At 33.9% G+C, this 12,732-nt stretch carries 9 protein-coding genes and 1 tRNA gene; 7 read left to right on the top strand and 3 right to left on the bottom strand.

Annotation, left to right across the window (positions count from 1 at the left end; genetic code table 11):
- The first annotated feature begins 83 nt into the window (after positions 1-83).
- The 7 genes from ACKVOD_RS13010 (at position 84) to ACKVOD_RS12980 (ending at position 9,761) form a co-directional block, all read left to right on the top strand.
- On the top strand, positions 84-2,021 hold the full coding sequence (locus ACKVOD_RS13010) for an OmpA family protein (RefSeq protein WP_409209896.1): 1,938 nt from the start codon (positions 84-86) through the stop codon (positions 2,019-2,021).
- Between the two features lie 128 nt (positions 2,022-2,149).
- Positions 2,150-2,383: a hypothetical protein gene (locus tag ACKVOD_RS13005; protein WP_409209895.1), complete on the top strand. Its 234-nt coding sequence runs from the start codon at positions 2,150-2,152 to the stop codon at positions 2,381-2,383.
- Between the two features lie 153 nt (positions 2,384-2,536).
- Positions 2,537-3,862 (top strand): ice-binding family protein, encoded by a 1,326-nt coding sequence (locus tag ACKVOD_RS13000; RefSeq protein WP_409209894.1) that lies wholly within the window; start codon positions 2,537-2,539, stop codon positions 3,860-3,862.
- 53 nt (positions 3,863-3,915) lie between these two features.
- Positions 3,916-5,199 carry an ice-binding family protein gene (locus ACKVOD_RS12995; protein ID WP_409209893.1) on the top strand — a complete coding sequence of 428 codons (1,284 nt, stop codon included), beginning with the start codon at positions 3,916-3,918 and terminating at the stop codon, positions 5,197-5,199.
- 61 nt (positions 5,200-5,260) lie between these two features.
- Positions 5,261-6,547 carry an ice-binding family protein gene (locus ACKVOD_RS12990; protein ID WP_409209892.1) on the top strand — a complete coding sequence of 429 codons (1,287 nt, stop codon included), beginning with the start codon at positions 5,261-5,263 and terminating at the stop codon, positions 6,545-6,547.
- 17 nt (positions 6,548-6,564) lie between these two features.
- Positions 6,565-7,857 (top strand): ice-binding family protein, encoded by a 1,293-nt coding sequence (locus ACKVOD_RS12985; protein ID WP_409209891.1) that lies wholly within the window; start codon positions 6,565-6,567, stop codon positions 7,855-7,857.
- Between the two features lie 134 nt (positions 7,858-7,991).
- A complete protein-coding gene (locus ACKVOD_RS12980) occupies positions 7,992-9,761 on the top strand; it encodes a T9SS type A sorting domain-containing protein (RefSeq protein ID WP_409209890.1) in 1,770 nt (589 codons plus the stop codon).
- Between the two features lie 893 nt (positions 9,762-10,654).
- Here ACKVOD_RS12980 and ACKVOD_RS12975 read toward each other — a convergent pair.
- The 3 genes from ACKVOD_RS12975 to ACKVOD_RS12965 form a co-directional block, all read right to left on the bottom strand.
- On the bottom strand, positions 10,655-10,870 hold the full coding sequence (locus tag ACKVOD_RS12975) for a tyrosine-type recombinase/integrase (protein WP_409209897.1): 216 nt from the start codon (positions 10,868-10,870) through the stop codon (positions 10,655-10,657).
- Between the two features lie 194 nt (positions 10,871-11,064).
- A complete protein-coding gene (locus ACKVOD_RS12970) occupies positions 11,065-11,907 on the bottom strand; it encodes a site-specific integrase (protein WP_409209889.1) in 843 nt (280 codons plus the stop codon).
- A 308-nt stretch (positions 11,908-12,215) separates the two neighbouring features.
- A tRNA-Pro gene (locus ACKVOD_RS12965) sits at positions 12,216-12,290 on the bottom strand.
- Positions 12,291-12,732 lie beyond the last annotated feature (442 nt).

Here is a 12,732-nt window from a genome sequence, read left to right as displayed (position 1 = left end):
TCTCACGAATTATTTTTACGATACGAATTGTTCAACAAATACGATAAAATCATCTCCCCAAGATTCTTCTAATACAACATATTATGAAAATTAATACTATAATTTACAGTCTTATTTTGAGTGTAATAGTGCAACTAGGCTATGCCCAAAAAGCCAAAGTAGCCTCCGCGGACAAGGAATACGACCGTTATAGGTATGTGGATGCCATTGTTACCTACGAACGCGTAGCCCAGAAAGGGTATAAGGACGAAAAAATGTTTCAGAACCTAGGGAACGCTTACTATTTTAATGCCGAGTTAGAGAAAGCCGAGAAATGGTATGAAGAACTCTTTGCGATGAACAAAGACCAAGAAGCCGAATACTATTATCGGTATTCGCAATGCTTGAAGGCCATAGGAGATTATGGTCAAGCCGATAAAATGCTGGCGGAGTTCAACAAAAAATCGGGCAACGACAAAAGAGCCCAACTCTACGCAAGCCATAAAAACTATTTAGAAGAAATCAAGGCCAATTCAGGACGCTTCAACATTGCCGATGCAGGAATAAACTCGGAGTTTTCTGATTATGGGAGTTCTTTTTCAGGCAACAAATTAGTCTTCGCCTCGGCTCGCGATACCGGAGGAGTTTCCAAGAAAGTATTCAAATGGACCAACCAATCCTTTACCAATTTATACAGTTCTGAAGAAAAATCAGATGGTAAATTAGATGAGCCAAAACATTTTGGAAACATAATTAATTCAAAGTTTCATGAGTCTACACCAGTTTTTACAAAAGATGGTTCGACAATGTACTTTACAAGAAACAATTTTTTAGACGGTAAAAAAGGAAAAGACGATAAACGGATTACTTTACTAAAAATATATAAAGCTACATTAGTAGATGGACAATGGAAGAGTATTACCGAATTGCCTTTCAATAGTGATCAATACAGTGTTGCAAATCCTGCACTTAGTAACGATGATAAAGCTTTATATTTTGCGTCAGATATGCCGGGAACTTTTGGTCAATCGGATTTGTTTAAGGTAACTGTTAATGGAGATGGAACGTATTCAACTCCAGAGAATTTAGGGATAAAAATCAATACCGAAGGAAGAGAAACTTTTCCTTTTATTAGCGATGAAAATGAGCTGTATTTTGCCAGTGACGGAAGGCCAGGTCTCGGAGGATTAGATGTTTATGTAGCCCAAATAGCGAAAGACAACAGCATCAACGATATCCAAAATGTGGGAGCACCAATAAACGGCACCGACGATGACTTTGCTTTTTTTATAGACAGCAAAAGCAGAAATGGTTTCTTCACCTCGAACCGCACAGGAGGCAAAGGATATGATGATATTTATAAGTTTACCGAAACCCGAAAACTAGCTTGTGAACAAAGCTTAACCGGAACAATCACCAATATTGAAACAGCCAAGATATTGCCCGATACCAAGTTGAGTTTGTTTGACGAGAAATTCCAATTGCTAAAGGAAGGCATCTCTGACACAGAAGGGAATTACAGTTTTGAAGTACTTTGTGGCAAAACGTATTTTGTAAGAGCCGAAAGACAAGAGTGCCAAACCAAGGAGGGAACCATCAACATAGCTAAAACATCAGGCAAAAGTGAACTTAATTTAGCCTTGGAACAACGCATCAAGCCCATTGGTATAGGCACTGATTTAGCGAAAACCTTGGACATACCAATGATTTATTTTGATTTGGATAAATCCTTTATTCGCAAAGATGCCGCCTTTGAGTTGGCTAAAGTATTGGCGGTCATGCAAGAATACCCAAAGATGAAAATCGATATTCGTTCGCATACCGACAGCAGGCAAACGGCACAATATAATGAAGCTTTGTCAGACCGAAGAGCTAGGTCTACCGTGGCATGGTTAATAAAAAACGGTATAGAAGCGAGTAGATTAACAGCTAAAGGCTATGGTGAATTTCAACTAATAAATAAATGTGCCGACGGAGTAGAATGTACCGAAGCTGAACATCAAGCTAATAGACGAAGTGAATTTATTATTACATCAATGTAACTAAGATAATAGTATAAGTTATTATTGTTTCTGGTAGTAACTGAATTTTCTTTACAACGAAGCTTTGAATTGAGGGATTCTTGTTACTGGATTAACAATATTTTTTAATTTGATTAATGATTTTAAAAATGAATACTAAAAAAATAGTTTTATACGACAGCCAAAAGCATTTTTATAGATCCTTGAAATGTGAGTTAAACTATGAATTTGAATTTGATTTTTTTAGGAATTTCAAATGTTTCGAAAATGTAATAAATGACTATTACATGATACTATTTGTAGTCTATAGTGAAGAAGAAATAATTAATTTGATAAACATTTACAAAAAAGGGATTCCTAATTATAGTTTGCACATCCAGTAATGATTTTTTGTTAATGATGAAAAATATTGATGAGATTTTTCTTTTGAATACTTCTGAAATAAAAACAGAAATTATAGCCAAAATGAGATTTTATCTTAATAGTATAAATAAGTCTAAGATTGAGTTAACTTAGGAAGAAACTAATATAAATAAATGAAACAAATCGCCCCCTATCTATTTTTTTTCTTTTTCACAATTTCGCAACTAATGGTTGCGCAAGTTGGAATTGGAACTACAAATCCTGATGCTTCTTCAATATTGGATATGACTTCCACTACGCAAGGGTTGCTTATTCCTCGAATGACTAGCTCTGAAAGAAATCTTATTTTAAGCCCTGCAACGGGACTTTTAATTTACAATACGACCACTTCTCATTTTAACCATTTTGATCTCGTTTGGAAAGAGTATTCCGAGTATACAAATTATTATAATTCTAATTCCACAACCGATGTTGCAACTACTTCTACATCAGATATTTTAATTCCAGGAATGACAATTGCACCATTGTTGTCAGGAACTTATGAAGTAACTTTTAATTGCTCATACATTAATTCACCAATAGATAGAGTAGTTTCTGCTAATGAAAGTTTTCCAAGTACGATGGCTCAACAAGCTAAATCGGATTTGGAGTTATTAATTAATCAATTAAATTCTCTTACTGTAACGAATTCTACTCATCTTGCTGCTTTTGGAAATGGGGAAACTATTTTTCCAGGTGTTTATTCTATAGCTGGAGCAGCTTCAATTGCTTTAAACTTGACATTAGATGGAGGTGGAGATTCAAATTCAATTTTTGTTATTAAAGCAAATGGAGCTTTGGCCGCTGGCGCAAATACTAATGTTATTTTAACAAATGGAGCACAAGCTAGGAATGTATTTTGGTTAGCGTATGGTGCTCCTTCTTTTGGAGCAAACTCCATTATGAAAGGAAATGTTATAGCAGCTTCAACAGGCGCTATTGCCTTTAATGCAGGAGGAAATCTTGAAGGAAGGCTTTTGACAATTTCTGGAGCAATAACTTTTGGACCAGCAGTTGCGACCATTCCCGTAGGAATATCGCCATACATGTTGGGCACGTTAACAGATTTTGTTTTATTTACTGCTTCTGGTGACATTACAAATACTTCTACATCAACAATCACAGGGAATATAGGGAGTAATTTAGGTGTTTTTGTAGGTTTTGAATCAGCAACTGTAAATGGAGCTTTTGTTAGTAATACAACTTATACTTCTTCAACAATCACGATAATATCTACACCAAATACGAACAGTATTTTAGCCTCTTTTAGTTTATATCAAAATGGGGTTTTGATTCCAAGTTCTAGTAAAATATTGACTAGTGAAGCTGATTACGGAAATGCCTCATTACAGGTAATTTCAACTCTCGAAGCGAACCAAGTAATAGATGTAAGATGGAATACAGATTCCGAAAAAATAGGAATGGGAAATAGGACTTTAACTTTGATAAAAGTACAATAAATATTAAAATTGATATTCACAAGATGGTTTGAATAGGTTTTAAATAATTACAAATGAAAAAATTATCCTGCTTTAAATTATTTCTATTTTTGTCAACACCTCTATTTGTTGTTGCACAGGTAGGCATTGGTACATTTTATCCAAATCAGTCTTCACTTTTAGAATTATTTTCAAATAACAAAGGATTGCTTGTTCCTAGAATGACAAGTTCAGAAAGAGATTTAATTGTAGCGCCTGCTGTCGGCCTATTAATTTACAATACGAGCACATCAAGCTTTAATTATTTTGATGTAGATTGGAAAGATTACTCTGCTTTTGCAATAAGTTATAATTCCAATTTAACAGGTGATATTACAACTGTGACAACATCAAATGAGGTGGTAAATGGTATGTCAATAACACCTCCAATTGCCGGAAAATATAAAGTTACATTTACTGGTTATTATAGTAATGCTCCAATCACTATTGGTCCTTTTCCTTCAGTTCAGGGTGAAGTAGATTTACAGTCAATTTACGATAATTTACATTCGCTTCAAGGTACGGCAACCCATAATGTTATTTTAGGAAACGGAGAGGTTTTAACTCCAGGGATTTATGATATAGCGGGAGCCGCATCTGCGGTGGGAACACTCTATTTTGATGGGCAAGGAAATCCAGATGCACTTTTTGTTGTTAGGATTAATGGCGCTTTCTCGGCAGGAGTAACTACAAAAATGGTTTTGCTCAACGAAGCAAAAGCTCGTAATGTTTTTTGGGTAATTGAAGGAGCTGCGTCAATCGAAGCTTCAACTATTCTAAAAGGAACTGTAATTACAAATTCGGGTGCAATTACAATGGGAGCTGGGGGAAATCTTGAAGGGCGACTTTTTTCAATCGTAGGAGCCATAAGTGTAAACACAGTAAAGACAATAATGCCTTCTGGAATTTCTGTAATTGATTTGGGAGTGTTGTCCACTTTTATTTATTATAGTAGTGCTGGCGCTGTATCTAACGGTGGTTCTTCTGTAATTACGGGTAATATAGGTACAAATGTAGGCGCTATTTCAGGGTATGAATATCCTACTCTTTTTAAGGGCTCATTTTTAAATGCTGGAGGTACAATAACAACGTTATCCCCAAATAATACTAATGCATTAGGGACTTTTGGTATCTATCAAAATGGAGTTTTGATTCCAAGTTCAAATAAGATTCTAACAAGTAATGCGAATGCTGCAAACTTATCGTTACAAGCCATTGCAACTATTTTGCCAAATCAAACAATAGATATAAGGTGGAATACAGATTCCGAAAAAATAATGATGGGAAATAGGACTTTAACTTTGATAAAAGTACAATAACTTAAAAATAATTAAAATTGATATCCATAAGAGGATTTGAATTAGTTTTAAATAATAACAAATGAAAAAAATATCCTGCTTTTTAATTCTCGTATTTTTTCTAGTACCGCTATTCGTTGGTGCGCAGGTAGGTATTGGCACTGTTAATCCAGACCCATCAGCACTTTTAGAATTATATTCTAATAGTGCAGGATTACTTGTACCTAGAATGACAACTGCTGAAAGAGATGTAATTGTAGCACCAGCCGTTGGACTATTAATTTACAATACGAGTACATCTAATTTTAATTTTTTTGATTTAGATTGGAAAGATTATTCTGGTTTTGCAAAAAATTATAATTCAAATTTAACAGGTGATATTACAACTACCGCAACCTCAAATGAGGTTATAAATGGTATGTCGATAACGCCTCTATTTGCCGGAAAATACAAAGTTACCTTTAATAGTTATTATAATAATGCTCCAATAGTTAGAGGACCTTTTACGTCTTTAGATGCTAAAAATCAGTTACAAGCTACCTACAATAATTTGATGTCCCTTACAGTTACTAATTCAGCTCATGCGGTTGTTTTTGGAAGCGGAGAGACAATAATTCCAGGTGTTTATACTATTGCAGGAGCAACATCAACAGTTGGGACAATCAATTTTGATGGGCAAGGAAATCCAGATGCTCTTTTCGTTATTAGGATCGGAGCCGCTTTTGCAACAGCGGCAAATACAAATATGGTATTACTCAATGGAGCAAAAGCGTCAAATATTTTTTGGGTAATTGAAGGTGCCGCATCAATGGCCGCATCAAATATACTAAAAGGAACTATAATTACGAATGGTGGTCAAATTTCAATTGCCTCTGGAGGGGATCTTGAAGGTAGGCTTTTTGCAATCACTGGAGCTGTTGCTTTTGGCCCAGGAACCGCAATTATTCCTCCAGGAAATTCTGTAATTGATTTAGGAGTGTTATCCACTTTTGTTTTTTTTAGTGGTACAGGCGCTATATCAAATGTAGATACGTCAGTAATTACAGGGGATATTGGAACTGTAGCCGGTGCTATAACTGGGTTTGGTTCGCCAAATGTCTTTACCGGTTTAATTCTATATCCGGGAGTTACAATAACAACGTCATCTCCTAATAATACGAATGCATTAGGAACTTTTGGTATTTATCAAAATGGAGTTTTGATTCCAAGTTCAAATAAAATTCTAACCAGTAATGCGAATGCTACAAACTTATCATTACAAGCAATTGCAACTATTTTGCCTAATCAAGTAATTGATGTAAGGTGGAATACAGATTCCGAAAAAATAGTAATGGGAAATAGGACTTTAACTTTGATTAAAATACAATAATTATTAAATCATTATAAATGCAAGATATAGGAAAATTATTACTGCTTTTGCTATTGGCAAATTGTCAAATTTCAAATGCACAAGTTGGAATTGGAACAATAAATCCAGATGCCTCATCAATATTAGATTTAACATCTAACTCTCAAGGGCTTCTTACTCCTAGAATGACGACAGAGCAAAGAAATTTGATTTCAAACCCTGCAACTGGACTTTTAATCTATAATACAACCACATCGGGTTTTAATTATTATGATGCTGGTTGGAAAGAGTATGGAACATACGCAAAGTGCTATAGTACAAATGGTGTAGGTGAAATTGGAACCAAATCTAATATAGATATGACACTTCCCTATATGAGCATTTCACCAGTATCAGGGAAATATTCGGTCTCTTTTGACAGTCAAATCACCAATAATATTATGATTATTGCAGCTAATACAGATACTCTTTTAGCAGACTTTTATTCAGCCTACAATCAACTTGAAGATCAACCAACTACTAATACTTCCTATATAAATTTTGGTAGTGCAACAACTGGTCCTACTACAATTGGTCCTGGTAAATATTCAGTAGCTAGTGCCATTGCAATTTCAGGTTCTCTTACCCTTGATGCCGGAGGAGATCCAAATGCATTGTTTATCTTTAAAGCAAATGGAGATTTAAATATGGTAGCTGGTACTACAATTATTTTGACAAACGGAGCTCTTCCTGAAAATGTTTTTTGGGTAGCCGAAGGAGCAATTGGAATTGGAGCCAATACAATAGCGAAAGGAATTTTAATGTCTCATAGTTATGCGATTGCAATTGGGAATGCTTCAACATTAGATGGAAAAATGCTCACAAATGCGGGAGCGATAGCTTTTGGCACAGGAACTTGTACAACTCCATCAAACGAATCTTCAATAATTAGCCTAGGTTCATTGTCAACATTTGTTGCTTTTACAGGATCTGGAGCAATTAATAATACAGGGGCTTCTGTTTATAATGGTAACATAGCTTCAGGAGCAGGTGCTACTACAAGTCTTGCTGCCGCAAAAGTAAATGGAACTATTTTTCCTCCAGGAAACACGCCCGCTACTAATTCAGGTTCTAGCAATCAAAATACGACAGCGACTTTTAGTATTTATCAAGGTGGGGTTTTGATACCTAATTCTGTTAGAAAATTAAAGTGCAATTCAAATAGATCTAATTTGTCTTTACAAACAATAGTAGATGTTGTATCAGGACAGGCTATAGAAATAAAGTGGAATATTAGTTCAGGAACTTTAGCTTTAGGAAATAGAATACTTACGCTAATGAGTGTAAAATAAATTTTATTCCAGCTTAATTACGATATGAACATTCATTGCAAACAGTGTAAAGTATTCAAATAAAATATTAATAAGTGTTTAATTATTATGATTTTCAATTATCGAATTTTAAATAAAATCACTAAATCTAGATTATGGTAAACTTTCAAATAAATTATAAGTCGTTTTTGGTTATTGTTGGGATTTTAGTTCAAACGTATTTAAATGCTCAAGTATTTGTTGGGGCTAATACTAATGTTCTTGTAAATAACCAAGTTTTTTATGTAAAACAGAATTTAGAATTAAGCGTTTCAAGTAGTAATTTTTATTTAAGAAATCAAAGTCAACTCTTGCAAGGAACTACAGGCACAGGAACTAATAAAGGATTGGGAAGTTTATCTGTTTTTCAGGAAGGAACTGTAAATAATTATCAATATAATTACTGGTGTTCTCCAGTGGGAAATACAGCTTTATCAACATCAATAAATAATACTTTTGGAATTGGACAATTAGGAAGGCCAACAACTATAATTGATACAACACCGGCTATTATTTTAGCTTCAAATAGTCATGACGGGACCGCTTTTCCTCTTACAATATCACCTAAATGGATTTATAAGTTGGTCAGCCAGATTAGTTATTCTGATTGGGTTTATGTTGGTTTCACGCCTACTATAAAAGCAGGTGAAGGTTTTACGATGAAAGGCACTTCTGGTATTGATGCAATATCAGTAGATGGCGTTCAAAATAATTCAGACGGAAAACATCAACGTTATGATTTTAGAGGAAAACCAAATGATGGAACTATTGTTATTCCTGTTTTATTAGGGGAATGGACATTAACAGGAAACCCTTATCCATCAGCAATAAATTTGAAGGAATTTTTAAATGGCGAATTAAATTGTACAGGTGTTGCTTATTTTTGGGAGCAGGATAAAACCGTAAATTCGCATTATTTAGCAGATTATAAAGGAGGTTATGCAACCTATTCAGCCATTGGTTTATACACTCCAGCGATTTTCTATTCTTATGATGGGTCGGGTAATCAAATATATCCCATATCTAGTCCAGGTAATTTATATGAAAGGAAATATTCCCCTATTGGTCAAGGTTTCATGATTGAAGGATTTGCAAATGGTAATGTTCAAATGAAAAACAGTTACAGGGTTTTTGTAAAAGAAGGATCAGGGAATTTATCTCAATTCGAAAAAAGAGCAAATTATAAAACTACTGCCAAAACTGGTGGAACACCACAAATTAGGTTTAATACTTTATTGGACAACGGACCAATTAGTCAAATGATTCTGGCATTTGACCCAATGTCAACGGATGGTGTCGATCGTGCTATGGATGCCGCATCGCCAAATGATGGTCCTGCAAATAATTATTTTGTAATTGGGAATAATGAGTATATTATACAAGTTATGCCTTTTGATATTGATAAAAAAATTCCAATAGGATTTAGAAATAGAGAACAAGCTAATTATAAAGTGACGGTTAACCAATTACTAAACATTCCCGAAGTTGCCAATGTGTTTATTCACGATAAAACAACTAATTTATTTTATGATATTAAAAACAGCGTATTTGATTTAACATTGCCAGCAGGAACAAACAATACCCAATACGAAATCACCTTCAAAAATGGTTCTTTGGGAGTTGATAATTTGGCAAATCAAAGTAGCTTCGTAGTACGACAAGATAACTCCATAAAAAAATTAATAATTAACAATCCGCTGCAAAAAGAAATTGCTTCTTGCGGTTTATATGATGTAATGGGAAAATTAATTTTCATTAAAAGTCAGTTGGGAAAAGATTCTTCTTATACCTTTTCAACATCAAATCTGAGTGATGGAATTTATATTGTTAAGTTAACCACAACTGATAAATCAGAAATCGGTTCAAAAATCATTGTAAAAAACTAATCCTCTTATTGATTGTATGTTTTTAATTTCTCTAATTTTTGCTTTGTGTTTTTTACCTCAGATTTCACATTTTTTTTGTTTGTAAATTATTATTTTATTCCCACTTTATTAATTTAAGGATTTAATTTTTCAAAAGTTTATGTGTATCCCAATCCTGCGATAACTATAAAATATTGAGTTCTTACACTGGTTATCATTTTACCAATGCATTTGGCACTCTCAATAGGCTTCCTTCTACAAGCTCCGGAAGACTATTTTAGTTATCTCTTGTCATTTGAATTTATATTGAAACTGATACTGCTGCACCTATTTCGCATTCTGGAACGCAGTCGGCTGCCTTAAAGCATTTCGATTTTGGAAGCGGAAAGGTTAGAGATGTCGACTATTTCTCATAGTGAAAGCGATTTTTTGCGATTGGTACCTTTTTTTGGTACTTATCGCAAAGATTTACTTCAATTATTATATTTTTTTTCTGTTGCTAGTGAGAATTATATTTTGTTAAAAATTCAGTTGTTTCCATTTTGGAAATAACTGAATTTTTAACAAATTTTCCGGTTTTGAAAATATTTTCTCGAAATTGCATTTGAATTTATGTTTCAATTGTAGTGACAGTGTTATCAGGTTTTCTAATGCTAATTGTTGTTTATGAATAAAGCATTCAATTTTTGAATTTGAATTTTGCTTGAAAACGATATTCTTTATTGAAAGTTTTATCCTGATGTTTTTATTTGTTAGTAAATTTGTGTTGAAATTAAACTCTTTTTCACCAAAAATTAAGTCTGTATTGTTTAGGATGTCATAAATTATCTTGTCGAATATTTCAAGATTATATTTCATCTAAAGGATTATTGTTTTTAGTATTTTTAAAAAGCATCGTGAAATCACTTATTTTTTTAACTATTTACACTCTTTCTGTTAAATTCTATAGCAGATAATTTTTCTTGCAATTTCATTATATCCTGACTACCTTTTTGTTCTACTACTTTGGCATAAATTTGAGTGGTGCTTATCTTGGTATGTCCTAACATTTTACTCACCGTTTCAATAGGAACGCCATTTAATAAAGTGATGGTTGTGGTAAAAGTGCGACGCGCTAAATGGAATGTAATAATTTTTTTGATGCTGCATAAGTCAGCGACTCCTTTTAAATATCCATTTAGTTTTGGTTTGATAGATGTGGGAGCAGCGTTCCATAAGCAATCACTTTAGGGTGGTCTTGGTATTTTTGAATTATCTCCCAAGCTTTGGGTAATATGGGTACTCGAACGGAATTTTTTGTTTTTTCTCGTTTGGTTGTTGTAATCTATTGTCTATCAATTCCAATGTTGACTTTGTCAACATTCAATTTCATAACATCTATGTAAGCCAATCCAGTATAGCTACTAAAAACAAACAGATCCTTGGTAATATCCAATCGTTCGATACTGAATTTTTTGTTTTCGATTGCGTATAATTCGCTTTCTGTTAAACATTCACGTTCTACCTTGTCGAACCTCAAAGCATATTTACTGAAAGGGTCCTTTGTCATCAACTCCATTTTTATAGCCAATGTGAGCATTTTTCTCAATCGCTCCAGGTGTTTCATCACGCCATTGTTTTGCATCGGCTTTTGATGGTCAACAGGTTTATGGTTCCGGAGAAACATTTCGAAATCAATTACAAACTGGTAATTGATTTCGGATAGGTAAATGTCTGATGTGCCTTTCTTGGTTTTTAGGAACTCTAAAATGTATTTTTCGGTGGTGGAGTAATTCTTTAATGTGCCTACTGCCAAAACGGTTTTCATCGTTTCATTGTGATAGGTTACGAGCTTTGTCAAGGTGAATTGGTTGTCGTCCGTCCCTAAAAACAAACTTTTTATTCCTTTGGCGGTTATGAGCTTCTTTTTCAATTGGATTTCTTGATAGCACTCTACCAATCGAGCTCTGACTTGTTCCAAATACGTATTTAGTGCAGTGATTTCTTTGCGACTTCCTCTCGCTAATCCTTTGGCGGCATTCCATTCTATTGGCTGAATCCAACGTTTTAGCGACATTTCTACTCTTTGGCTGTCCACGGTTATCCGGACATAGATGGGAACTTTACCGTCTTTAGTTTTATTAACCCGAATAATAAACTGTACTCCGAAGGTGTTTTTTGAAATCATAACTCATTTAATTTAAGTTGTTTTAAAGCGATTTAATCGCTCTTGAAGAGAACAGCACGAAACAGTTCACCCAAATGATTCCAAAACAGTGCAAATGAGTACAAAAACGAGAGCCGTCTATTCTTCGCAATCCTTTTATTTAAAGGAGTTTGCATCGTTCTGGTGACCTAAAAGTAGGTTTTAATTTGGTTCACCGTTTAGGTCTCATTTTATTTGAAATAACTTAAATTAGTTTAAATTACAAAAAATAGAAAAGGCTGTAAATCATACGATTTACAGGCTTTTGATAGGAATTGACAACAAAGTTGTCGGGGTGGCAGGATTCGAACCTGCGGCCTCCTGCTCCCAAAGCAGGCGCGATAACCGAGCTACGCTACACCCCGAAAGCGGATGCAAATATAACACTAATTATTGCTTATCCAAAACTATTTTATATTTAAGAATACATCGTTATAAAATGAAATTTAATTTATAGAAAATAATTATCAATAACCCGTTGGGTGTAATTAACCAAAAATCAATTAAAAATGCCTTTTTGTTAAAATTTAAAGTCAATTAGAACACAAATGTCTGTCTGAGCTTGTCGAAGACCTCTTAAAAAGATACATTTCGACTCCCGAAGCTTCGGGACAATGTGACAGAGTATATAAAATTAACCATAATAGATAATTACACCCAACTGGTTATCATTAATAAGGTTGTATATTTGGTAAACATTTGATTTATCAAAAAAAATCAACTTATTGAAATAACTAATAATATGTTACAAAACACAAAAGAATTAAAACTTGCCGTTCTCATCGATGCAGACAACGTTCCTTATAG

This window comes from Flavobacterium sp., assembly GCF_046155325.1.
Classification (GTDB): Bacteria; Bacteroidota; Bacteroidia; order Flavobacteriales; family Flavobacteriaceae; genus Flavobacterium.
The sequence above is the reverse complement of the archived record's forward strand: the minus strand, read 5'-3'. Positions and strand labels throughout refer to the sequence as shown.